This window comes from Roseateles sp. GW821-FHT02E12 (assembly GCF_059421665.1).
The window spans coordinates 1,024,317-1,047,262 of sequence record NZ_JBWKVK010000001.1; the positions used below are offsets into that span (position 1 = coordinate 1,024,317).

The window sequence follows — 22,946 nt, forward strand, 5'->3', positions numbered from 1 at the left end:
CCGGGATCAGCGCTTGTTGCGGATCGGGACCTGCATTTCCTCGGGCTTGATCTCGCGCACCAGCTCCGGCACACCCCACGGGAAGGCCGGGTCCACCTTGATGCGGAAGTGGTACATGGACTGCATCGCCTGGTGGTCCTCGGCGCGGAAAGTCATCTTGCCCTTGGGCGTCTCGAAGCTCATGCCTTCCATGGTCTTGATGAGCTTGTTGGTGGCCGTGTCGCCGTTGGTCTTCTTCAGCGCTTCAACCAGCGCGATCGCCGCGCTCATGCCGCCGGCCGTGAAGAAGTCGGGCGGGTTCTTGAACTGCTTGTAGTGGTTGGCCACCAGCCACTCGTTGACCGGGTTCTTCGGGATGCCGAAGTAGTAGTAGGTCGCGCCTTCCATGCCGGGGAACTGCTTGTAGGCCGTCATGGCCGGCAGGATGTTGCCGCCCGAGCCCACGCCGATGCCGTAGCGCTTGTTCAGGTCCAGGGCTGCCAGCGCGCCGAAGGGCGGTGTGGCGCCGGCCCACACGACGGCGATGACCTTGGGACCGGGCTTGTCCTTCAGTGCGTCCACCAGGCGCTGGATGCCGGCCGTGAAGTCGGTCGTCGCCGTGGGCAGGTATTCCTCGTGGACGATCTTGGCCTTCTTCAGCGCTTCCTTGTAGGCCTTCACGGCGTCACGGCCGAAGGCGTAGTCCTGGGCCAGGATGCCGATGTTCAGGCCGGCGATGTCGGAGGCGACGGCGTTGCCGATGGCGTCCTGCGACGAGTTGCGGCCGGTGCGGAAGATGTACTTGTTCCACTTGTCGCCGGTGATGGAGTCGGCCACGGCCGGCTCCACCAGCAGGATCTTCTTGTACTCCTCGGCCACCGGCAGCATGGCCAGCGCCACGCCGCTGGACGACGGCCCGACGGCGATGTCGGCCTTGTCGTCGCCATAGGCCGCGGCCAGCAGGCTCTTGCCCACGTCCGGCTTGCCCTGGTCGTCCTTCTCGATGATGACGAGCTTCTTGCCGGCCACGGTCATCGTGCCGCCGGTGGCGTAGTCCAGGCCCATCATGAAGCCGGTCTGCGTCTGCTTGCCGTAGGCCTCCAACGGGCCGGTCTTGCTGTAGACGTGAGCGATGCGGATTTCTTTGCTGTCGGCGGCCAGGGCGAGGCCGGGCAGGGCAACCGCAAGGGTGGCAGCGGCGATGGCGAAGCGGCGCGTGGTGAGGCGCATGGGCTTGTCTCCTGAAGTTCGTCAGGTCTGCTCTATCGGCAGACGGTGTCTTCCCTTTTTGCAAGGGCCGTGCCCGGCGGGGAAGGGGGCGCCTGGGCCGGATTTAGTCCGGGTTGTCCCGAGGTTTTTATCCGTTAGGGACCGCGCAAGTGTCTGAAATTCAGGCGCTGCCTGGAAATTGGACTGTCGATTGCCAATGGCGGGCGCTGAGTTTGCCGCGCAACGCCTTGCATTGGCTTGGCAATGCTGAGCGGTTGCGCCAGTTCAGCATCTGACGCAATCGGTTGGGCGGCGTGGCAATCGAATCAAGCGCTTGTTCGTCACCTGACAGATCCGCGTTCTTGGGCAGGGATTGGCGCATGAGCGTGGCCATCATCACCGCTCATGCTTGAAGATTCACTGCGCTTGGCAGCGCACGTCCACCCAGTTGGCGGACATGCCTTGGTTGTAGCGTTTGGCATCTGCCTTGCAGACATCTTGGTTGGCCGCGTCCGCAGCATTCTCCCGTGCCTTATCGAGACTAGACGCGTTGACAGATACCGTGAAGCTGCTCCCGTTTTTCAACCAGGATCCAGTGCACTTTCCCGTGCAGACAAAAGTCCCGCCAATGGAACCCGAGCTCGAACCGGAGCCCCCGCCTCCGGAAGGCGGTGCCAACAGCCATTTCAAGACGCTAAACAGAATATCGCCCGATCCATCCGAGTTACCGACTGCAACGTCGCTCTCGGAATAGGCTTTCCCGGTCGAGGAAGAACTGGGGCCGTGCCCAGCCGGGTACTGAGTGGCTGGCGTGCCGCTGATCAGGATGTTCTTCTTCGCCTGTAGTTCCTGGACGGCCGCCTCGGGGCGGATCCTGCCCATGTCTTCGGTGCGCCAACGACCATCGCTTCCTCTTGTCGAGCGAGCCTGCCTATACCCATGGTAGGAAAAATGCCATATTTCGGGGTTGCCATTGTCGGCTCCGCCGAAATATGAATACCAGCCGATATTCCCGCTGTCGAAAACAACTTCTTTGCTCCATTCCCGACTCGAATCGAGTCTGAATGCATAGCCAACCATGTTGTAGTCAGTGTTGTCTGGGCCTTTTCCGATGGCGAAGATCGTTAGCGCCTTTTGAATCGGATCGATCAGGAATGCAGGACGCATTCCGTCACCGTTGTATTTGAGGTCCTGTGGCGTATAGAGCTCAGTGGCCAGCACGCGTTCACTGCGCCCGCGGCCCCCTTCCTTCTCCAAGGCGACTTTGTATTTCGTTCGATAGAACAGATTTCCGTCGCCATTCTTTCTTTGATCGGCTAAATCAATGGAGCGAAGCAAAGTGACGCGTGATGTGTCAATGGAGGTGGAAGCGATTTCCACGAACTTCGTAGGTGCCGCGTTCGCTGTGGGAGAAAGAAAGACGGTCAGTAAAAAAATGATTGCTTTCATTTGACGGAAGCTCGGCGATTGGTTGATTCAAAAGATCATCTACGATGAATTGATCGCGACTTCGAGTATCCGATCCGAGAGCATTGGGGTTGCCGCGAGAAAACCCGCGAGTTGCGCGCCATGTCTCATTCGAGAAGCGGCATCACCTGGATCACCGGGACCCGCAGGTTCACGCCGTTGCATGCCAGGGAGCGCAGCGCTGCGATCAGCCCGTAGCGCTCGTGAAACTACGCGCGCGGGTCGGAGAGTTGCTCTAAATCCGGCCAGCGCGCCAGCCTTTCGTACAGCGATGCCCGCGAGATCTGCAGCAGCCGGGCCGCCGCCATGCGGTTGCCGCCGGTGGCCTGCAGGGCGCGGCCGATGGCGTCGCGCTCCAGCGCCTCGATCAGTTCGGGTAACGGGGCAACGGCCTGGGCGGTCGTCACGGCGGGCGCGGTCAGCTGCGGCGCAGGGGTCGGTGCGGCAGTGGCAGTCGTCGCCGGCAATGCCGCCCCACCCTGAAAATGCGCCGCCGTCAGCTGCATGTCGTCGCTCATCAAGCTGACCTGCTCCAGCGTGTTGCGCAGCTCGCGGATATTGCCGGGCCAGGCCTGCTGCATCAGCCATTCGATGGCGTCGGGGCTCAGGAGCTTTTGCGGCATGCCGCTGCGGCGGGCGATGTCTTCGCCCAGCGCCTCGGCCAGCGCCTCGATGTCGTCCAGCCGTTCCCTCAAAGCCGGCACGCGGATGGGCAGCACGTTGAGGCGGTAGTACAGGTCGGCGCGGAAGGTGCCTGCGGCGACCATGGCGGCGAGGTCGCGGCTGGTGGCGGCAATGACGCGCACATCGATGCGCAGCACGGTGTTGCTGCCCAGCGGCTCCACCTCCTGCTCCTGCAGCACGCGCAGCAGCTTGCTCTGCAGCGCCAGCGGCATGTCGCCGATCTCGTCGAGGAACAGCGTGCCGCCGTCGGCCAGCTTGAACTTGCCGTCGCGGCCCTTGCGGTCGGCGCCTGTGTAGGCACCGGGCGCGACGCCGAAGAACTCGGCCTCCAGCAGCGTCTCGGGCACGGCGGCGATGTTGACGCCCACCAGCGGCCGGTGCGCGCGGCGCGAGGCCGAGTGGATGGCATGCGCCATCAGCTCCTTGCCGGTGCCGGTCTCGCCCAGCAGCAGCACGGTCGAATCCGTCTGCGCGACGCGGCGGGCCTGGCGCTTCACTTCCAGCGCCGCGGGGCTGGCGCCGATGAAGCTGGCGATCGTGTACTTGGGCCGGCGCTGGGCGGCGAGCTGGCGGCGCGTGTCCTCCAGCTCCTGCTGCAGCCGCGCGAACTTCTGGATCAGCGGCTGCATCGTCGTTTCGGGGTGGTCCAGCAGGACCAGGCCGAGGGCGCCGATGACCTCGCCCGCGTCGCTCCTCAGCGGCAGGCGGCTGACGAGGAAGGTGCCGGCCTTGTTCGTCAACAGGTCCACCAGCACGGGCTTGCCGCTCTCCAGCACCTGCAGCATCTGCGTGTTGGGGACGACGTCCTCCACGCGCTTGCCGACGAACTCGTGCTCGTCGTTGAACCCCAGCGCCGGCAGGAAGCGCTTGTAGCCGTCGCTGATCCAGACGACGCGGTGGTTGCGGTCGATGACCATCATCCCTTCCGTCGACCGGGCCAGCACGTCGAACATCGACTGCGCGGCCAGGCGCAGCAGCCCGTCGACATCCTGCGGGATGCCGGCGGGCGCGGGTGTCTGGTTTTTGGACAGGGGCATGACTGGCGCAATGTACCGCGCCGGCCCGCTCCCTTCGGCAAGGCCGAAACCGCTCAGTCGCACGCCTAGAACTTCAACGTGCCGCCGATCGTGAACGTGCGCGGCGGGCCGTAGTAGGCGTCCAGCACGCTCAGCGCGGCGATGTTGTAGCCGTCGGTCTTGTAGGCCTTGTTGCCCAGGTTGCTGCCCTGCAGGAAGAAGCTCAGCTTGCTGTCCTTCTCCCAGATCAGGCCGGCGTTGACCAGCGTGTAGGCATCCTGCGCCAGCGTCTCGGCCAGATCGGTCGTCGGGTAGACCTTGCTGCGGTGGCTCAGGCTCAGGCGCGAGCGCAGCGTGCCCATGCCGAGCTTGGCGTTGTGCTCGATGTTCAGGCCGGCCTGGTACTTGGGCGTGTTGGTGAACTTCTTCTGGTCGGCCACGTTGACGCCGCGGTCGAAGTACTCGTCGTACTTGGCGTCCAGCGTGGCGAGGTTGCCGCTGATGCGCCAGGCGGTGGTGGGCATCCACAGGAACTCGACCTCGGCGCCCTGCACCGTGGCCTTGCCGGCGTTGGTGAAGTCGCCGAAGAAGCCGGGCTGGCCGTTGGCCTGCGTGTAGCTGGTGAACACCGACAGCTGCACGTTCTTGTACTTGTTGTGGAAGACGGCAGTGTTCAGCTCCAGCCGGCCACTGTCCAGGATCATCTTGGCGCCCACTTCCAGCGAGTCCAGCTTCTCGTCGCCGAAGGGCTTGCTCGACGTCGGGAAGGCCAGCGTGTTGGCGCGGATGTTGTAGCCACCGCTCTTGAAGCCGCGCGAGACCGTCGTGTAGAGCTTGATCTCCTTGCTGGCCTTGTATTCCAGCGACAGGCGCGGCGAGGTGTTGGTCACCGAGCGGCTGTTGTCGAAGTTGGCCGGCACGGCGATGGGGGCACCGCTGAACTGGTCGTTCGCGAAGGCCTGGTTCAGCACCACGGCGCGCTTGGTTTCGTCGGTGTAGCGCAGGCCGGTGCTGACGCTGAACTGCGGCGTCAGGCGCCAGCTCCAGTCGCCGAAGATGGCCTTGCCCTCGGTGTAGACCAGGCCGTTGGTGGTGCCGAAGCTCGCGTTGAAGAAGTTGTTGCGCACGGTGCCGCCAGCGCGGCCGTCGAAGTAGTACGCGCCGACGATGCCAGAGCTGCTGCTGCCTTCGTAGGCGGCCTGGATCTCATGGCTCGTCGAGCTGTCGTGGTACTCGGCGCGCACGTCGGCGATCTTGTTGGGCAGGCCGTCGAAGTCGATGGAGGTGGCCGTGTCTGAAGCACGATGGGCCAGGACGTACTTCAGGCTCCAGGCCTCGCTGACGCCCCAGTTCAGCGTCAGCGATTCGCCTTCGCTGGTGGTGCGGTTGGCGTTGGGCATGCCTGACGCAATGTCGTAGCGGCCGGGGGTGGGTGGCGTCTTGGCGGGGTCGAAGGCGCTGACGTTCAGGCGCTGGAAGCCGCGCATGTGCGAGGCGTCCTGCGTGCGGTCTACCGACACCTGGGCGTTGAACGTGGAGCCCGTGGGGAACCAGCCGGCCGAGAAGCGGCCGCTGGTCGTGGCCTGGTCGCTGACGGGGCTGCCGTCGGTCAGGTTCTTGCCGTAGCCGTCTCGGTTCAGGCTGGCGCCGGCGACCCGGAAGCGGAACTGGCCGTCGGCAACGGCCGTGCCCGCGCCGCCCTTGGCGTTGACCTGGCCGTAGCTGCCGATGGCCAGCGTCACCGAGCCTTCAGTCTGCTGGGGCAGCGGCTTGGACACGTACTTCACCGCGCCGCCAATGGTGTTCTTGCCGTACAGCGTGCCCTGCGGGCCGCGCAGCACTTCCACGCGCTGCACGTCGTACACATCCAGCAGCGCGCCCTGCGGCCGGGCGATGTAGACGTCGTCGAAATAGATGCCCACGCCCGGGTCTACGCCCCACAGCGGGTCGGCCTGGCCCACGCCGCGGATGAAGGTCGTGATCGTCGTGTTGCTGCCGCGGGCGGCGTAGATCGTCAGGTTGGGCACCTGGCCTTGCAGGTCGCCCAGGTCCTTGATGGCCAGCTTGTCCAGCTGGTCGGCGGTCAGCGCCGTGACGGCCACCGGCACGTCCTGCAGCGACTCCTCACGCTTGCGCGCCGTGACCTTGACGACGTCCAGCGTCGTCACCTGGGCTTCAGCGGCCGGTGCGGTTTGCGCGCCGGCGGGCAATGCAGCGCCGAGCGCGGCGAGGATGGCGAAATGCAGCGGCGAAGGCGCCGGTAGGCGTCGGGGCATGGCTTGTCTCCTGGTTGTTGTCTTCGGGTACCAGCCCCTCTCAGCGCAAAAGCCATGCCCGCGCCAACAAGGGGCGAAGTCCAGGCAAACCCTTGCGAGCTAACCCGCGATTTGGGCCGCAAAAGCGGCAGAGCTGTCCGGATTCCAGTCATTTGCCGGCGCGGGCTGTGTCCAGTTTGCAGGCAACAACCCTGGGGGCTGCAAGGTGCCAAGGCCGCCGCTATCCTGCGCCGCTTCCCTCAATCCCCCGGAGACGAACGATGCTCAACCGCCTGCTCCCCGCTGTCCTCGCCATGGGTTTCAGTGCCACGACGGCTCTCGCCGCCGGTCCGCAGCTCAAGGGCCAGGCGCCCGGCTGGTATCGCATGCAGCTCGGCGATTTCGAGGTCACCGCCCTGCTCGACGGCACGCTGGACCTGCCCGTCGACAAGCTGCTGCAGCAACCCGCGCCCAACACCGTCAAGGCCCTGCAGCACGCCTACCTGGGCCTGCCGCTGGAGACCTCGGTCAACGCCTATCTGATCAACACCGGCTCCAAGATCGTGCTGGTGGACACCGGCGCCTCCGGCCTGTTCGGCCCGACGCTGGGCCGGGTGCTCGCCAACCTCAAGGCCGCCGGCTACAGCCCGGAGCAGGTGGACGAGGTGGTCATCACCCACATGCACGGCGACCACATCGGCGGCACCGGTGCCGACGGCAAGGCCAACTTCCCGAACGCGACGCTGCGCATCGACAAGCGCGATGCCGACTTCTGGCTGGCGCCCGAGCAGGTGGCCAAGGGCGACGGCGCCAAGGCCATCGCGGCCAACGTGAGGGCCTATGCCGACGCGGGCCGCTTCAAGCCCTTCGAAGGCAGCGCCGCGGGTGTGGAGATCGTGCCCGGCGTCAAGGCCTATCCGGCCTATGGCCACACGCCCGGCCACAGCAACTACGTGGCCGAGAGCAAGGGCCAGAAGATGATGTTCTGGGGCGACCTGATGCACGTCGCCGCCGTGCAGTTCCCCGAGCCCGGCGTGACCATCCAGTTCGACTCCGACCCCAAGGCCGCCGCACCCGCCCGCGAGAAGGCCTACGCCGCGGCCGCCAAGGACGGCTACTACGTGGCGGTGACCCATGTGTCCTTCCCCGGCATCGGCAAGCTGCGCGCCGACGGCAAGGGCTATGACTGGCTGCCGGTGAACTACAGCGCCAATCGCTGAGCGGGATCAGCCGGCCATGACGCGGTCGCGGCCGGCGCGCTTGGCCGCGTAGAGGGCGGCATCGGCACGCGCCAGCAGCGCGGCCGCGTCCTCGCCCGTGCGCCAGGTGGCCACGCCGACTGACACCGTGACCGTCACGCTGGGTGCCAGCGGCGCGCCGGCCACGGCCAGGCGCAGGCGTTCGGCGGCGTCCAGCGCCAACTCGGTCGCCGTGCCCGCCAGCACCACGACGAACTCCTCGCCGCCGTAGCGGAAGCAAACGTCCGAGCGCCGCAACTGGCCCTGGATGCGCTGCGCAAAGGCGCGCAGCACGGCATCGCCCACGCCGTGGCCGTGGGTGTCGTTGACGGCCTTGAAGTGATCCAGGTCCAGCATCAGCACGGAGAACGGCCTCCCTTCGCGCTGCGCCATTGCGAGCTGGGCCGCCAGGGCCTGGTCCAGCGAGCGGCGGTTGGGCAGGCCGGTGAGGGCATCCGTCGCGGCCTGCTCCGCCATCGCGGCCAGCGCCTGGCCGAGCTGGGCCGCCAGCGCCGCATTGGCGAGCTGCAGCCGGATGCCCTCGACGATGCGTGCGCCGATGCCGTGCATGTAGAAGCACAGCAGTGTCAGGAAGAGGGCCAGGCCCAGCGCGATCACCTCGGCCAGTGGCGGCGCGGGCACGCCCAACAGCCCCGTCAGCACCGACAGCCACAGCGCGGCGCAAAGGCAGAAGTAGGCCTGGATGCGCGTGATGTAGACCGGCGCGTTGACAGCCGACACCCCGCACAGGATGGCGGCCAGCCCGGCGTTGAGGATGCCGTCCAGGCCCATCAACAGCGGCGCGATAGCGCCCCAGCAGGCCCCGTCGATGGCGGCCACGGCCAGCAGCAGCGGTTGGTGGCGGGCGGCGTCGGCGCCCTGGCGGCGAATGAGTTCCAGCAGCCCTTGGCAAAGCAGCCAGCCGGCCACTGCCAGGGCCAACCAGCCGCGCAACGCCGGCCAGTCGACGCGCTCCCAGCACACCCACGCCACCAGGGCCCAGCCCAGCGGTGTCGTGCGCAGCGTGCGGCCCAGCGCCGCCACGCACTGCGCAAAGGCGATGCGCTGCACTTCGGCGTCGTCGGTTGAGGGGGGCTGGGAAGGAGACGTCAGCGGCGCACTCATGGGTCGGAGTATCCGGGCGCCGGCCTCGCCGGACGGGTGCTAATCGCCCAACAGTTCGCCAACCGGCTGCAACCCATCCACCCGGTCGCACACCGCCTTGACACTGGCCAGGATGGGCACCGCCAGCAGCAGGCCCCACACGCCCCACAGCCAGCCGAAGGCCAGCACGCCGACGAACACGACGACGGCGTTCATGCGGCTGCTGCGGCTGCTCAGGTAGGGCATCAGCAGGTTGCCCGACAACGTGTGCACGCCCAAAGCAATGCCCGACACCAGCAGCACCATGTCCACGTTGCCGAACTGCACGAAGCTCATCAGGCCGGCGCTGGTGGTCAGCACGGCGGCGCCGAGGTAGGGCACGAAGTCCAGCACAAAGGCCACCGCGCCCCAGACGGCCGCATGCTCCATGCCCACGAGGAAGAAGGTCAGCCAGATCGTCAAGCCCACCATGGCGCTGGTGAACACCTGCACCAGCAGGTAGCGCTGGATCTGTGCGCCGATCTCGTCCAGCGTCTGGACCGTCAGGCGCCGCCTGGCGAAGGTCGGGCCGGCCAGGTGCACCAGCTTGCGCCGGAAGGTGTCGCCCGAGGCGAGCAGGAAGAAGGCGATGAACACCACCACCGTTGCCGCGCCGAGCGAGGCCAGCAGGCCCATCGTGCCGGTCCAGAGGTAGTCCTGCAGGTTGAAGCGCGGCCGCTCGATGATGACGCGGGTGGCGCCGCGCGAGGCTGCGGCCGGCGCCGGCCCACCGGCCTCGGCCGCCTGCTCCAGCTGCGTGGCGGCCTTCTGCACCTGGGCCAGCGCGCTGTCCGCGCCGGGTCGGCGGGCCGCCACGGCCGCGCGCACCTTCTCGGTGGCGGCGGGCAGTGATTCGAGCAGCTTGCTGGCGTCGTCCGAGAGCGCGTAGCCCGTCCAGCCTGCGCCGCCCACCAGGCTCATCAGCACCAGGGCCGCCGCCAGGGCGCGGGGCAGCCGCAGCCGCTGGAGCTGCTCCACCAGCGGGGCCAGCGCATAGCTCAGCATCAGGCCGAGCAGCACCGGTACGAAGACCGCGGCGGCCACGTGCAGCGTGAACAGCACGGCCACCAGCGCCAGCAACGCCAGCGAGAAGCTGCGCACGTCGACCGGCATGTGCAGGCGCAGCGGCGCCGCGTCGGGCAGGGCGGGGTCGGTGCTGGAGGGCAGTGTGCTCATGGCTGAGCAGCGTACGCGCTGTTACACCCGTCTGTGCTTGCTCCGGCGCGCGTCACGGCGCCGTCCGACAAGGGAGCGTTGTGCCCGCCGACAAGCCGCAGCCGCTGCGGGGGCCGACCCTGGCGGCATGCAACTTTTCACCCACAGGTTCGCTCGCCAGACTGCCCGCGTGCTGCACAACCCCTGGGGCTTCTTCTGGCAGACGCTCAAGGCCTTCCGCGCCAACCAGGGCCTGCTGCTGGCGGGCGCGGTGGCCTACTACGCCCTGCTGTCCATCGTGCCGCTGATGATCCTCAGCGTCATCACGCTGTCGCACTGGGTCGAGCAGGCGCTGCTGCTGCAGACGGTGGGCCGCTATCTGGAATGGCTGGTGCCGGGGCAGTCCGCCGCCGTGGTGGCCGAGCTGGCGCGTTTCCTGGCGCACCGCGAAGTGATGGGCTGGGTGCTGCTGGTCAGCATGCTGTTCTTCAGCTCGCTGGCCTTCTCGGTGCTGGAGAGTGCGATGTCGGTGATCTTTCATCACCGGCACAAGCTGCAGCGGCGGCACGCCCTGATGTCGGCGCTGATTCCCTACGTCTACATCCTCTGCCTGAGCCTGGGCTTGCTGCTGGTGACGCTGGTGGCCGGCCGCTTCCAGGCCCTGGGCCAGCGCGAGGTGGAGTTATTGGGTCTGAGCTGGTCGCTGGACGGCGTGTCCGGCGTCATGCTCTATCTGCTGGGCTTTGCCGGCGAGGTGTTCGTGCTGGCCTCGGTCTACATGGTCATGCCGGGCGGGCGGCCGTCGCTGCCGCTGGCCTTGATCGGTGCGCTGGCGGCGGCCCTGTTGTGGGAGCTGTCGCGCCATGTGCTGGTCTGGTACTTCGGCACGCTGTCGCAGATCGGCACCGTCTACGGGTCGCTCACCACGGCCATCGCCGTGCTGCTGAGCCTGGAGATCGGCGCCACGCTGCTGCTGTTCGGCGCCCAGGTCATTGCGGAGTTCGAGCGGCTCGGCGAGCCTTGAGCATCCGCGCGATCGTCGTCAGGTTGACCGCCGCGACCACCACCTCCAGCGCCGTGCCGCCGATGGAGCCGGCGATCAGGTTGTTGGCGATCCACAGTCCGGTGCCGCACAGCATCAGCAGCCGCATCGGCACGCCCTGCAGCGTGAACAGGGCAATGGTGCCCAGGCACGAGGCGGTCAGAGGCAGCCAGTCGCTGGGCTGGGTGGCAATGGCCAGGCCGAACCCGATATTGGCCGCCACGACCACAACGGCGACCCACTTCGAGCGCGTGTGCAGCGACAACACCGAACGCAGCATCGACAGCAGCGAACTCGCCACCGCCGTCGGGTTACCCAGCAGCGCGAAGTGGGCGACGTAGGCGATGCACTCGCCCGTCATGAACCACTTGAAGCGGCGGTCGTCGGTCTGCAGGAAGCAGGCGACGCCGAGCACGAAGGCGACGTAGCCGAAGAGTTGGGCGGGGGAGAGCCAGTCGGTGGCGGGCATGCGGCGGAGTGGTTCGGAGGTCATCCCCCGAAAACTAGGGAGGCGTTTCGGCAGGGCCGCGGATTGTCCTGCCGACGCTGGGAAAGCCGCCCTTCGCGCGGCACCGAGGCGCATTCCAGCCGGTTATGCCGGCCAGCCGAATTGGCAGCACGTTGCCGGACTAACCCGCTGGTCGCTGCACAGCGTTGTGCAGACCATGCGACCCGCCTCCAGCTCACGCGACGTCGTCGCACCCCCATCCATGACCAAGAAGACGCTGCTTGCCGGCCTGGCAATAACCGGTTTGTTGATTGGTGCCACGGCCCGTGCCGATCTCCAGCCGCGCGCCAACGGCACGATGATCTACGACACGCAGACCAACCTGACCTGGCTGGCCGATGCCGCCGCCGGCGGCCTGCGCACCCAGGCCGATGCGACGCTGTGGGCCGAGGCCCTGAGCTTTGGCGGTTTCGACGACTGGCGCCTGCCCACCGTTGCGCCGGTCAACGGTGTCGCGCTGCAGCTCGACTACTCGGAGGACGCCTCCACCGACATCGGCCTCAACAACGCCGGCGCCAACTCCGAGCTGGGCCACCTCTTCTACGCCAGCCTGGGCAACACGGCGGCCGGGCTCACGCAGGCCGGCTCGTTCAGCGGCCTCGTCGATCCCAGCAACGCCATCGGCCCGGTGTTCTGGACCCGCACGGCCACCGACCCCGGTTGGGGTTTGAGCTTCTTCATGGGCATGGGCCTGCAAGACCAGCTGTCCACCGACACGCTGGCCCAGGCCTGGGCGGTGCGCGTGGGTGACGTGGCCGCCGTGCCCGAGCCCGGCCGCCTCGCGCTGATGCTGGCCGGCCTGGCTGCCGTCGCGGGCATCGCCCGCCGTCGTTCCTTCTGAGGGGGCACCATGAAAAGACGCTTCATCACCTTGTGCCTGGCCCTCCTGGCCCTGGCCGGCACGGCACACGCCGCCTACACCGCCACACCCAACGACTGGGCCTGCACCAACAAGGTCGGTGGCACGTGGACGCACGGCCGCGCGCCCTCGGGCTGCGACGCCTCGGCCTTCGGCCCCGACAGCTTCGTGCGGGGCAACTACGCCGGCGTCGTCTTCAACGACGCATCGAGCAGCCTCGTCACCGAGCGCCAGCGCTACATGCAGGCCATGTACCCGGTGATCCGCGACGCCAGCAGCCGCTACCTGCTGTCGCGCAAGCCGGCCGTGTCGGCGCGCGAGCTGGAGGCCTTCCAGCGCGGCACCTATGCCACGCTGCGCCAGGAGACCTTCTGGTCGCACTACCGTGATGCTCAGCTTGCCGCCGGCCAGCCCTACACACTGAAGATGATGCGCGGCGACAGCGGCCATGGCCACGGAATGATGCAGGTCGACGACCGCTATCACTTCGTCCAGCTCCAGCAAGGCAAGGGCTGGAACATGATGCAGAACTTCACCTACGCCATCGACATCTACTACGCCGCGTGGGAGTCGGCGCCCGCGTCCTGCCTCGGCGGCGTGACCGCCCCCACCGGCACCACGGCGCAGATCGACGAGTACTGGCGCGGCCGCGCGCGCTCGGCCTGGTCGGCCTACAACGGCGGCCCCACCAAGGTCTGCCGCTGGCAGAACGCGGCCGATGCCAACGTCGCCAAGGACAACGGCTACCGCGACAACTACGACACCCGCCTGTGGCTGCCCGACGTGGCCGACCTCAACAAGGCCGCCGGCATCGACGTGGCCTGCCTGATGGACAACGGCCCGTCCTGCCCCGTGCCCACCGGCGGCAACGTCGAAGCCGGCAAGCTGCTGCAGGTTGGCAGCGCCGCCTGCGTGCTCAACGGCAGCACATTGGAATGCGTGGATGACGTGCGCGACGCCGCCTGCCTGGCCGGCCGCGCGAGCTTCGACGACAGCAGCATCACCCAGGTCTACGTGGCGCAGACGGCCAGCTACGGCCGCATCGACCACAACCGCCACCAGCTCTGCCGCGCCCAGGTGCCGGGCCTGCAGTCGCTGGCCAGCGCCATCGCCACGCTGCAGCCGCTGGACCTGCGCTCCGCGCCCGACGGCATGGTGCTGGGCCAGGCCGCGGCGGGCACGTACCAGGTGCTGGACTTCATGGTCAGCGGCGCCGTGCAGCAGCGGCGCCTGTACCGCATCCGCGCCCCCATCAACGGCGTGCTGACCGATGGCTGGATCGACGCCGGCACCGCGGCCACGCAGGCCTCGCTGGCCGTGGGCGCGGCGCCCACCGGTGCCGGGGCCATCGCCTACGCGGGCGACTGGGTCAAGGTCGTGCCCAACCTGAACATGCGCGCCACCCCCGGCGGCACCCTGCTCATCGCCATCCCGGCCGGCTCGCCGGTGCAGGTCAAGGAAGTGTTCGGCACCGCCTCGGCCAACAACCTCTACTACCGCCTCGAGTACACGCACACTGACGGCGTGCTGCGCGAGGGCTGGATCTTTGCCGGCAACCTCTACCCGGCGTCCACGCTGGCGAGCTGGGCCGTGCCGACCGCGGCGCCCAGTGCGGCCAAGCCCGCGCACTGCCCCAACGGCACGCGCTACGACAACCACCTGCGCCAGTGCATGAGTGGCAGCCAGACCTACGGCCCCTTCACCGCCGCGGCCGTGCAGGCCTGCGTGGATGGCGGCGGCGGTGCGGTCTGCATGGCCAACCGCGCAACGGTCGTCGACGGCGTTGCCGTTGCCATGCCGATCTGGAGCAAGGCCCTCGCGGCAGCGGCCACCGGCAACGGCGACTGCCCGCGCGGCGCGGTGCGCTCCGTGGCGCATCGCTTCCATTGCACCGAGAGCGTCACGCGCAACGGCGCCGCCGAGACCGACGTCTACGGCCCCTTCGGCACGGCGCTCGTCAACGCCTGCCTGGCGCGCTCCGGCAACGCCGCCTACTGCCGCGGCAACCGCTGGCCGGCGTCGGCCTTCCTCGCCTTGCAGCCCTGAGGGATGAAAACGCTGCTGGTCCTTGCCGCTGCCGCAGCCCTGGTGACGGGGCTGTGGTGGGCGCAGCGCGGCGACTCCGCGCCCCTGCTTGCAGCCCCCCAGGCGGCCTCGCCCGGCTTGCCCGCCAGCGCTTCGCCGCTGGCCTGGGCGCAGCCTTCGGCTGCTTCCATCCCTGCGGCCCGCATCGAGCCTGCCGCGGTCGCATCACTCACGACCGCGCCGCCCGCCCAGGCGCTGCGCACGCTGACGCAGTGCTACGCCGCCAACAGCTGCCGCCTGACCCGTGGCGAGGGCATGGACGAACACTTCGAGGTGGTGCGCCTGCTGCTCGAACAGCTCGACCGCCTCGTCGCCCAGGGCAGCGCCGCCGAGCAAGCCGCCTGGGCGCGTGAGCTGCTGGCCTTCCCCGACGGCCATGTGCAGGCCGCAGCCCTCGCGCTGGCAGCCAGGCTGCCCCCCTCGGCCGAAACGACGGCCGCGGCCGTCTCGGCGCTGGGCAAGAGCTACGACGCCGTGCTGCTCGGCAAGGCCTACCCGGTGCTGCGCCAGTGGCAGCAGCTGGGCCTGACGAGCGGCTACGACGACATGTTCGTCGGCCTCGTGCACACCGGCGGCTGGCAGGCGGCGCAGTCGGTCGCCGAGAACGTCGGCCCCTTCCTGAACGCCGGCAACGTGGCGCGATTCGAGCAGGTGGCCCGCGAGCTGCAGCCCGGCGCCCGCCAGCAGGCGCTGTTGCGCTCGCTGCGCGACTACCAGTTGCAGCAGCGGGGCGGCTGAAGCCCAGCCTGCGAGCTCAAGCCTCCTGCGACGGCAACCGCTCCGTCCTGCCGTCCGCGTGCTTGGCAAAGCGGCCGCCCTCGTCGCCATGCACGGGCGCCGTGTCGCCCCAGGGCCAGTCGCCGAACTGGGTGCGGCGGTAGTCCTCGAAGGCCTGCTGCAGCTCCTGCTGGGTGTTCATGACGAAGGGCCCGTACTGGGCGACGGGCTCGCCGATGGGGCGGCCTTGCAGCATCAGCAGCTCGGCCGCTTCGGCGCCGTCGTTGACAAGCGTGACGGCGGCGCCGGCCCGCACCTCGATCGCGTGCCGCACGGCCACGGCCTGGCCGTCGATGGCCAAGCGTGCGCCAGCAAAGAAGTAGAGCTTGCGGCGCGTGCCCGCTCCCGTCGCCGGCGGCAGCACCCATCGCGCGCCCGGCGCCAGGCGCAGGGTCCAGATCGCCACGTCCGCCTGCTGGCGCGAGGCCCAGGAGTCGGGCGGCGGCGCAAGCGGCTGGGTCACCCCACCCAGCGTGGGCAGGGCACCGGCGATGCAGACGACGTCGGTCGCGTGCCCGGCCTCATCGACGAAGCGGTGCCGCGGAATGTCCTGCGACCAGAACATCGTGAAGTGCGGGGCCACCATCTTGCTGGCGGCCGGCAGGTTGAGCCAGATCTGGAACAGCTCCAGCGGGTTGGGCTTGTCCGTGTGCAGCAGCGGGAACATCTCCGCGTGCACGATGCCCTTGCCGGCGGTGAGCCACTGCACGTCGCCGCCCCCGAAGCGCGCGCCGGCGCCCAGCGAATCGGAATGGTCGATGCGGCCCTGGCGCACGATGGTCACCGTCTCGAAGCCGCGGTGCGGGTGAGCCGGGAAACCGGGCACCTGCTGGCCGTGATACATGCTCCAGCCGGCCTGCCCCGAGAAGTCCGAGCCCATCTGGCGCCCCTTCAGCAGCGCCGCGTCCGGCCCGTGGCGGCCATTGCCGGGCGGGTAGGCGTCGTCGTGGTGGACGCAGAACAGGAAGGGGTCGAGCGTCTCCCAGGGCATGCCCAGGGGCGAGATGGAGACGATGGCGGGCGATCCGGTGGGTGGGGCGTCGGTGGTCATGGCGCCAGCCTAGCGCGTGCCGGGTGACCTTGCTGCGGGTGCCCTTGTTGGGTAGCTTGTCGATTTCAGCGATGCCCGTTCGTCGTTTGGTGGGGCTGGCCGCATGCAGCGCGCCCGAACAAGGAGCCATGAAGTGACGCAATACCTGATCTCGTTCAACGACGGCGCGATGAACCACATCCCGCAGGAGGATTTCCCGGCCGTGTCCAAGGCCGCGGTGGCGGTCGTGCTGGACGCCATGGACGCAGGCGTCTTCCTCTTTGGCGGCGGGCTGCTGGACCCCGCCCTGACGACCGTTGTGGCCACGGACGGCACGATCACCTCAGGCCCCAACCCGGCCTACCGGGACTTCATCGGCGGGTTCACCATCGTGGAAGTGGCCAACCGGGAGGCAGCCCACCACTGGGCTGCCAGGATCGCCGTGGCGTGTCGATGCGCGCAGGACGTGCGGGAGTTCATGCCGTTGCCGGCGGAGATGGCGGGGCGGGCGTGAGGGGGAGGCGTGGGTCGACGGCTATCGGCCCAAAGCGCAAGCAGCACAAGGCCTGATGAGACGCCCCGAAGCTGACGTTCAACGTTTGACATGAAAGGCGCTTGGAGGCCGAAGGCCGGAAAGCATCCTCTCGATGGAAGGGTTGGGCGGCTGCTCGCACGCCGCCGCATGACCGCCACGGGATGCACTCACCGCAACTCGACCCCACAGTGGCTGCAGTTCTTTGCGTAAAGAGCGATGCCATCTAGTTCGTATAGGTTTGCGTCGCAACTTGGGCAGTTCAGTTTCTTTAGGACGTGTGATTGGTGCCACAAGCCAAGAAGAAAGAGTGCAGCGAAGGCGATGACTAGAAGGCTCTTGTTTGGCAGAAGGTACAGGCATGCAACGCCTATGACGAACAAGCCACCCAACGCCAGTGCAACATTGAAGTAGAAGTACCTTCGCAAGGCTCTCATCTTCTGCTTGATGACTGACGGGTCTTGAGAGTGGTTGTTGCGCATACAAGAGGGTTGATTTGGGCCGAGAGTCCCGCTGAGCCGCCTAACGTGAAAGCTAAGCGGGCGGCGAAGCAATCCGCTGCAGTGAAAGGTTGGCCCGCATGGCTCACCCTGCGAAAAGGTAGCTCACGACAGCAGCCGTGACTAACACACCACCGGTTGAAGCGGCCCACCCCTCTAACCAATTTAGGCGAGGTTCCCATCGCTGCCATGAGAGCCACTGGCCGGTGCGAAAGGAGTGCGCGATAGCAGCGACAAAGATGAAGAGGAAGCCGACAGGAGCGAGCCAGAACGCGGGTGGAGACAGCGCACCGATCAGTGACGCCAAGGCTAGAACCCCCGCAAGCCAACTTACGATCCCACGGTTCCGGAAAGTGAAGACCTCACGCTCTTCCATGCTGGCTAACGTTGAAGCTGAGCCGCGAGCGGCGGCTTGCCGACGCGAGTCGGCTCGAGCGACTGGTTCGGCCTCATACGAAGTCGCTCGATCTACGCTTACGCAGTGCAGCCAGGGATAGGTAAACGGCACCGAATCCGAACGAGGCCGCAAGCCATGGCCTCACTGCGTTGTCAGATCGCCAGCCCTCCGCCGAGTCTGCCCAAGATCGGACTAGCTTGCCACCAACAGCGATCTCCCATGCATCAAAGACATCGCCGTCGACGAGCAACGGCCTGCGAGGCTTTGGATTGAAGCGAACAATGACTGGCTGATTCGCTGCCGCGGAGAGGGAGTTCTCAACCAACCCATTTGCACGCGCCTTCGATGGATAGTCGAATACGCGAGGGTCGCCTGCGAATCGGAATTTCACGCCATATCTATGAGCACCTACCCAAGCGACTTGGCCCGTCGCAGCGGCAAGGTCTGAAGCGTTCGGAATGCCGTCGTCAGAACCGAACCACGGCACAGCCACACAAGCTAGCGCTGCCGATAGGGCCGCATACAGCCAGAGTCTCGTTTGACCGATACCCTGCGGGGAGGCAAACAGTCTTTTCATGAGGCCGAACTATTAGTTAATCCAGCGCGTCGTGCCGCATAACTCCATCGGCTGCTGTTTAACCAAGTCCATGAGGCTCGCGGTAAGGCCTTGTGCAGCATGGGAAATTCGTCCGACAGACCGAAACTGGGCGCCATTAAATTGATGTGAAAAGCGGCATTCATCGGCGCGACTCTGCCGGCCGCTCGACCCCGGCGCAACGGTGGAATTTCCCTCATGGAAACCTGGCAACCGAACCTGTGCCGATCGGCCATGCTGGCCTCCGCATACCAGCCGCCCGAGGGTGACTGCTGCTGGCCGTCTGCCGTCACCCAAGCGACGGACGAACACTTGACTCCTGAACTGCTCGTCACTCGCTCCCCTTCTCGCTCTTCTCCTCGCTCACCACCACCTTGGCCACCTTCGCCGGCCACGCCCCACCCGCGCTGAACGCGGCCCAGGCCCAGCCGACCCAGCGCAGCAGCGACACCGCCAGCCACAGCGCCCAGGCCAGCATGGCTGCGCGGTAGAGCCACACCGGTGCGCTCAGCACCCAGGCGCTGGCCGTGTGCTCGGTGAAGCGGTCGCTCGTCCAGTTCAGCAGCGTGCTGCTCGACCCCGGCCCGGCGACGAGCAGGTCCGGGTAGCCCAGCAGGCCGGTGCGCAGCACGTCCAGCAGCGCGCCGATGGCCGCCAGCGTCAGCAGCACGAGCAGGATCTGCACGGCGATGCGCAGGCTGCGCCGGCCGAGCGGGCCCCAGCGGCGCCGGGCCTCCAGCGCGCCGAACCAGCCGGCCAGCACGGCCAGCGCGCCCAGCGACACCGGCGCCACGCCCAGGGCCAGCACCATCCAGGCCGGCCGGCCCATCAGCCCCGGCAGGCCACGCGGCGCCAGCCAGGCCAGCACGATGACGACGCCCAGGGCGCCCCAGATCAACACGGCCGGCCCGATCAGCGGGCCGCCCACGGCGAGCACGATGCGGTCCTCAGGCACGTTCAGCGTCAGTGCGTCGTTGACGCCGGGCAGGCCCAGGGCCAGGCCGCTGTGGCGCCACAGCGCGCCCATGCCGGCGGGCTCGCGCCAGCGGATGTCGACCAGTTGCTGGCCCGGCGCCAGCGGCAGGCTGAGGGCGCCGTCGCGCAGCTGCAGGGCCAGCTTCTGGCCGTTGATCTGTACCTCCAGCAGCTCGGCGCCGGCCGGCAGCTTCAGCGCGTGCGTGCCGCCGAGGCTGGTGCGCAGGCGCATGGACAGCTCGCCGTCGCTGCTGCGCTCGCCGGGCTTGAGGGTGGTGTGCACGTCGTCCAGCGTCAGCGTCTGGCCGCCCACGCCGGCGGGCTTGGCGATGGCCAGCTTCAGCGTCTCGCCGGGCCAGGGCCGCCACTCGGGCAGCCATTCGCCGCCCTGCTGCAGCGCCGTTGCGGCCAAGCCGCTCGCGTCGACATGCCATTGCGCCGACGCGGCCAGCGTCCAGCGCTCGACCTGGTGGGGCTCTTTGCCGGCCACCAGCGTCAGCGCCTCGGCAGGCGGCAGGCTGCTGGCGACCTCGGCTGTTTCCTCGCCGCCGAGCTGCAGGCTGGCCACGCCGTCGTCCACCGTCACGCGCGCGTCGCTGACGGCCTCGCCCGGCAGCAGCGCCCAGCGCACGCGCAGCGGTGCCCGGCTCGCGGCCAGGCGCTCGATGCGCGTCTGCACCTGCCAGCGCAGGCCCATCTCCAGGCGCCGGTCCACGCGCACCAGCGGCGGCAGCGCGTCGCGCTGGGTGCCGGCGTCCTGGGTGCGGGTGCTGCCGGCCACGGCCTCGCGGCTTAGCGTGATCGCCCCGGTGCTCTGGCCGCGCGGGTCCAGGCCGGCCAGCGTCCAGCCTTTGAGTTCCGTCTGTAGCGTGCGCGGCGGTAGCGGCAGCGCGATGTCCAGGCCGCTGGCGTTGCCGACGTCGGCCGTCAGCACTACCTGGTGCACGCCGGCTGGCACTGCGATCAGCAGGCGCCCTTCGTCGTCGCGCCGCGTAGCGGCGGGCTGGCCGTCCAGCAGCACGCTGGCCGGCTGCCAGCCCGTGCCCTGGCCGGGCAGCGGCACGGCCACCAGTGCCTGGGCGTGGATCTCGGCGCGCAGTTGCACCGCCGAGCCCGACGCGCTGACGAGCAGGCGCGCCAGCTCAGCGCAGCGTGGCAGGCAATCGGGCGGCGCGGCGAGCTTGCCGCGCAGCGCCTGCAGCTGCTCGTCGCTGGGCCACGGTGCCGATGAAGAGGCCTGGGCTTCGCTCGGTTGCGGCGCCAGGCTCAAGCCCAGCAGCAGGGCCGCGGCCGCAGCGCCGCCAACCCGCGGCAGGGACGGCAGGCGAGGCAGCTTCCAGCCCGCCACGGCCGCCAGCGCCAGCGCGAGCAGGCCCAGTCCGACGAGCTTGAGCAAGGCTGTCGCCCAGGGTGGCAGCAGCCACAGGTTCAGCGTCTCTTCGGGCGTGACGGGGCCGCTCCAGCTGAGCTGGTGGGCGCGCCAGCGCCAAGTCGGCAGGCCGGGGCCGGTCTGCACGCGGGCACCGGGGTCGACGCGGCCGAGGTCGCTGCCAGCGTAGGCGTCCTTGCGAACCCTGCTGCCCGAGACGACGACGGACTCCAGCCGCCGTTCGGCAGCGGGCGCCTTGCGATCGGCCGGGGCTGGGGCTGGCGCGGTCACCTGCAGTTCGGGCGGCGGCACCATCTCTTCCTCGACGATGCGTACCCCCATGGGCGCCGCCTGCTTGGCCATGCCCCAGGCCAGGCCGTCTCGCTCCAGGCTCGGATAGATCGCCTGGCGCAGCTCGGCCACCGCGAACACCAGCAATGCCAGCGCCAACATGAGGGCCACCGCCAAACGGCCACGCGCAAACGCGGCCTGCGCCCGGCCCGCCGGCAGCAGGCGAGCCAGCGCCGTCAGCGCCAGCAGCCCGAACCACAACGCCGCCGGCGGGCTGCCGGGCGTGTGCCAGGTCAGCGCCAGGGCCACGCCCAGCAGCACGCCAACGCGCCAGCCCAGCAGCCGGTAAGCGGCCAGCGCGGCCAGCAGCACGAAGAAGAAGTCCCACAGCGTCCACATCGCCACCCAGGCGCCGTCGGCGCGGCTGGGCCCCTGCGCGTGAAGCAGGCGCCAGCCGGGTGGCAGCTGCAGCGTGGCGCTCAAGGCATCCACGCTCGCGCTCCAGCCGCTGGCGGGCAGGGCGCCGTCGCGCGGCCAGCGGCTGTCGGCCTCGATGCGCGCGTTGCGCTGGCGCACCTCGAAGCCGGCGGGGCCATCGGTGGCCAGGCGGGTGATGGGTTGGTCCTGCCCTGCAAGCGCCGCGCGGCCGAGTTGGCCGGGCGCGGGCATGGACAGCCGCGAGCTGGCCGACAGCTGGCCCTCGAACCGGTCGCTCGCCGTCAGGCCGCGGCCGTCGAAGTCCAGCCACAGCCGGCGCGCCAGCGTCAGCGTGTCGGGCGCGGGCTTGGCGTTGCCGCGCTGCAGCTCGGTCAGCTTCAGTGCCTCGCCGGGTTTGAGGCGGAAGGCCGGCAGCGCGCGCCAGTCCGCGGGCATCTCGACCTGGCGCGGGTCCACGCTGGCCGGGCCTTCGGGGCGGATCAGGCGCAGCGCGGGCTGCGCCTTGACGACCCAGACCTCTTCGTCCGCTGCCGTGCTGGGCAGCGTCAGCGCCTGCACCGGCGCGTTCAGCCGCGCGCGCAGCTCGATGTGCCAGTTGCCAGGCCGGGCCTGCACGACGAGGCGGCCGTCATCGGCCAGGCGGGCGGGCAAGGGGCTGTCCAGCTGCATCGCGCGCAGGCCTGGCAGCAGGGCCAGTGGCAGCTCCACGGCGCGGGCGCGGCCGGCCACGCGCAGCTCGATGGCGGTGGTCACCGTCAGCGGCAGGTCGTCGTCGACGAGGCGCGTGGTTTGAATGCTGACGCTGTCGCTGGCCTCGGCGGGGCTGGCGACGGCGCGCAGCCACAGCCGCCCTTCACCGTCCGGCGCACGGGCTTGCGTGGCGCCGTCGCTGGTCACGACGATGGCGGCGAGGCCATCGGGCACGGCGAGGTTCTGCGGCATCTGCGCCCAGACGATGCGGCCTTCGACGACATGCGTGCCCGGCGCCAGCCAGACGGCCGGGTGCTCGTCGGCCTCGACGACCGCCAGCGCCTTGCCACCGGCCTTCACGTCCTGCGGCCACGCGCCGGCCTCGCCGGGCAGGGCCACGCGCGCCGGGGCGCCGAACACCTGCACTTCGAGCCGGAAAGTGGCATCACGCGCGCCGGCGCCGAGCTGCAGCCGGCCGGGCCAGACGCAGACGGCCGGCTCGGCGGCATCCATCGGCGTCGGGCAGCCCAGCGGTGGATGGCCTTGCGCGGCCCAGGGCAGCCAGTCGCGTGCCGTGGCGGGCAGCTCGGCGGGGGTCAGTGGCGCCGCTTGGGCGGCTACAGCGGCCACGGCGGCGAGCGCCAGCAGCCCGGCATGAATGGAGCGTGCGAACGGAGCAATCAGCAGCATGAGCCCTCCCTGGGTTCAGGGC

16 protein-coding genes are annotated in these 22,946 nt (G+C 68.8%); 6 read left to right on the forward strand and 10 right to left on the reverse strand.

Going from position 1 to position 22,946, the window contains the following annotated elements; translation table 11 throughout:
• Window positions 1–6: 6 nt before the first annotated feature.
• From AC07V5_RS04935 to AC07V5_RS04955, 5 genes are all read right to left on the reverse strand, one after another.
• Entirely contained in the window at window positions 7–1,209 is a 1,203-nt protein-coding gene (locus tag AC07V5_RS04935; protein WP_495114500.1) for a substrate-binding domain-containing protein, read from the reverse strand.
• 160 nt (window positions 1,210–1,369) lie between these two features.
• On the reverse strand, window positions 1,370–1,585 hold the full coding sequence (locus AC07V5_RS04940; protein WP_495114501.1) for a hypothetical protein: 216 nt from the start codon (window positions 1,583–1,585) through the stop codon (window positions 1,370–1,372).
• Between the two features lie 20 nt (window positions 1,586–1,605).
• Window positions 1,606–2,637 (reverse strand): hypothetical protein, encoded by a 1,032-nt coding sequence (locus AC07V5_RS04945; RefSeq protein WP_495114502.1) that lies wholly within the window; start codon window positions 2,635–2,637, stop codon window positions 1,606–1,608.
• 227 nt (window positions 2,638–2,864) lie between these two features.
• On the reverse strand, window positions 2,865–4,376 hold the full coding sequence (locus AC07V5_RS04950; RefSeq protein ID WP_495114503.1) for a sigma-54 interaction domain-containing protein: 1,512 nt from the start codon (window positions 4,374–4,376) through the stop codon (window positions 2,865–2,867).
• 65 nt (window positions 4,377–4,441) lie between these two features.
• Entirely contained in the window at window positions 4,442–6,631 is a 2,190-nt protein-coding gene (locus tag AC07V5_RS04955) for a TonB-dependent receptor (RefSeq protein WP_495114504.1), read from the reverse strand.
• A 260-nt stretch (window positions 6,632–6,891) separates the two neighbouring features.
• Between AC07V5_RS04955 and AC07V5_RS04960 the strand changes: the two genes are divergently transcribed.
• Window positions 6,892–7,830, forward strand: coding sequence for an MBL fold metallo-hydrolase (locus AC07V5_RS04960; protein WP_495114505.1), 939 nt, complete (start codon window positions 6,892–6,894; stop codon window positions 7,828–7,830).
• A 6-nt stretch (window positions 7,831–7,836) separates the two neighbouring features.
• Here AC07V5_RS04960 and AC07V5_RS04965 read toward each other — a convergent pair whose 3' ends face one another.
• Window positions 7,837–8,973, reverse strand: a complete 1,137-nt coding sequence (locus tag AC07V5_RS04965) for a GGDEF domain-containing protein (RefSeq protein ID WP_495114506.1) — start codon at window positions 8,971–8,973, stop codon at window positions 7,837–7,839.
• Between the two features lie 39 nt (window positions 8,974–9,012).
• Window positions 9,013–10,167: an AI-2E family transporter gene (locus AC07V5_RS04970; protein ID WP_495114507.1), complete on the reverse strand. Its 1,155-nt coding sequence runs from the start codon at window positions 10,165–10,167 to the stop codon at window positions 9,013–9,015.
• A 127-nt stretch (window positions 10,168–10,294) separates the two neighbouring features.
• Here AC07V5_RS04970 and AC07V5_RS04975 point away from each other — a divergent pair, with 127 nt between their 5' ends.
• Window positions 10,295–11,170, forward strand: a complete 876-nt coding sequence (locus AC07V5_RS04975; protein WP_495114508.1) for a YihY/virulence factor BrkB family protein — start codon at window positions 10,295–10,297, stop codon at window positions 11,168–11,170.
• On the opposite strand, the gene AC07V5_RS04980 is transcribed toward AC07V5_RS04975, so the two are convergent.
• Window positions 11,136–11,657 carry a YgjV family protein gene (locus AC07V5_RS04980; protein WP_495114509.1) on the reverse strand — a complete coding sequence of 174 codons (522 nt, stop codon included), beginning with the start codon at window positions 11,655–11,657 and terminating at the stop codon, window positions 11,136–11,138. The two genes, AC07V5_RS04975 and AC07V5_RS04980, sit on opposite strands and share 35 nt — an antisense overlap.
• Window positions 11,658–11,898: 241 nt before the next feature.
• Between AC07V5_RS04980 and AC07V5_RS04985 the strand changes: the two genes are divergently transcribed.
• Genes AC07V5_RS04985 through AC07V5_RS04995 form a run of 3 tightly spaced genes read left to right on the forward strand, consistent with a single transcriptional unit; the run spans window position 11,899 to window position 15,378 of the window.
• Entirely contained in the window at window positions 11,899–12,537 is a 639-nt protein-coding gene (locus tag AC07V5_RS04985) for a PEP-CTERM sorting domain-containing protein (RefSeq protein WP_495114510.1), read from the forward strand.
• Between the two features lie 9 nt (window positions 12,538–12,546).
• Complete coding sequence (locus tag AC07V5_RS04990; RefSeq protein ID WP_495114511.1) at window positions 12,547–14,601, forward strand: hypothetical protein; 2,055 nt, start codon at window positions 12,547–12,549, stop codon at window positions 14,599–14,601.
• Between the two features lie 3 nt (window positions 14,602–14,604).
• Window positions 14,605–15,378: a hypothetical protein gene (locus tag AC07V5_RS04995; protein WP_495114512.1), complete on the forward strand. Its 774-nt coding sequence runs from the start codon at window positions 14,605–14,607 to the stop codon at window positions 15,376–15,378.
• Window positions 15,379–15,394: 16 nt separating this feature from the next.
• Here the strand turns inward: AC07V5_RS04995 and AC07V5_RS05000 are convergent, their stop codons facing one another.
• On the reverse strand, window positions 15,395–16,468 hold the full coding sequence (locus AC07V5_RS05000) for a pirin family protein (RefSeq protein WP_495114513.1): 1,074 nt from the start codon (window positions 16,466–16,468) through the stop codon (window positions 15,395–15,397).
• Between the two features lie 133 nt (window positions 16,469–16,601).
• Here AC07V5_RS05000 and AC07V5_RS05005 point away from each other — a divergent pair, with 133 nt between their 5' ends.
• Entirely contained in the window at window positions 16,602–16,961 is a 360-nt protein-coding gene (locus tag AC07V5_RS05005) for a YciI family protein (RefSeq protein WP_495114514.1), read from the forward strand.
• A 1,841-nt stretch (window positions 16,962–18,802) separates the two neighbouring features.
• Here AC07V5_RS05005 and AC07V5_RS05010 read toward each other — a convergent pair.
• On the reverse strand, window positions 18,803–22,924 hold the full coding sequence (locus tag AC07V5_RS05010; RefSeq protein ID WP_495114515.1) for a hypothetical protein: 4,122 nt from the start codon (window positions 22,922–22,924) through the stop codon (window positions 18,803–18,805).
• Window positions 22,925–22,946: the final 22 nt, after the last annotated feature.

Excerpts from the sequence above, each read along its gene's own strand:
- AC07V5_RS04975 (WP_495114508.1), top strand. The coding sequence starts at position 10,295 with ATGCAACTTTTCACCCACAGGTTCGCTCGCCAGACTGCCCGCGTGCTG.
- AC07V5_RS04940 (WP_495114501.1), bottom strand. The coding sequence starts at position 1,585 with ATGATGGCCACGCTCATGCGCCAATCCCTGCCCAAGAACGCGGATCTG.
- AC07V5_RS04960 (WP_495114505.1), top strand. The coding sequence starts at position 6,892 with ATGCTCAACCGCCTGCTCCCCGCTGTCCTCGCCATGGGTTTCAGTGCC.
- AC07V5_RS04965 (WP_495114506.1), bottom strand. The coding sequence starts at position 8,973 with ATGAGTGCGCCGCTGACGTCTCCTTCCCAGCCCCCCTCAACCGACGAC.
- AC07V5_RS04980 (WP_495114509.1), bottom strand. The coding sequence starts at position 11,657 with ATGCCCGCCACCGACTGGCTCTCCCCCGCCCAACTCTTCGGCTACGTC.
- AC07V5_RS05000 (WP_495114513.1), bottom strand. The coding sequence starts at position 16,468 with ATGACCACCGACGCCCCACCCACCGGATCGCCCGCCATCGTCTCCATC.
- AC07V5_RS04955 (WP_495114504.1), bottom strand. The coding sequence starts at position 6,631 with ATGCCCCGACGCCTACCGGCGCCTTCGCCGCTGCATTTCGCCATCCTC.
- AC07V5_RS05010 (WP_495114515.1), bottom strand. The coding sequence starts at position 22,924 with ATGCTGCTGATTGCTCCGTTCGCACGCTCCATTCATGCCGGGCTGCTG.
- AC07V5_RS04950 (WP_495114503.1), bottom strand. The coding sequence starts at position 4,376 with ATGCCCCTGTCCAAAAACCAGACACCCGCGCCCGCCGGCATCCCGCAG.
- AC07V5_RS04935 (WP_495114500.1), bottom strand. The coding sequence starts at position 1,209 with ATGCGCCTCACCACGCGCCGCTTCGCCATCGCCGCTGCCACCCTTGCG.
- AC07V5_RS04945 (WP_495114502.1), bottom strand. The coding sequence starts at position 2,637 with ATGAAAGCAATCATTTTTTTACTGACCGTCTTTCTTTCTCCCACAGCG.
- AC07V5_RS04990 (WP_495114511.1), top strand. The coding sequence starts at position 12,547 with ATGAAAAGACGCTTCATCACCTTGTGCCTGGCCCTCCTGGCCCTGGCC.
- AC07V5_RS04995 (WP_495114512.1), top strand. The coding sequence starts at position 14,605 with ATGAAAACGCTGCTGGTCCTTGCCGCTGCCGCAGCCCTGGTGACGGGG.
- AC07V5_RS04970 (WP_495114507.1), bottom strand. The coding sequence starts at position 10,167 with ATGAGCACACTGCCCTCCAGCACCGACCCCGCCCTGCCCGACGCGGCG.
- AC07V5_RS04985 (WP_495114510.1), top strand. The coding sequence starts at position 11,899 with ATGACCAAGAAGACGCTGCTTGCCGGCCTGGCAATAACCGGTTTGTTG.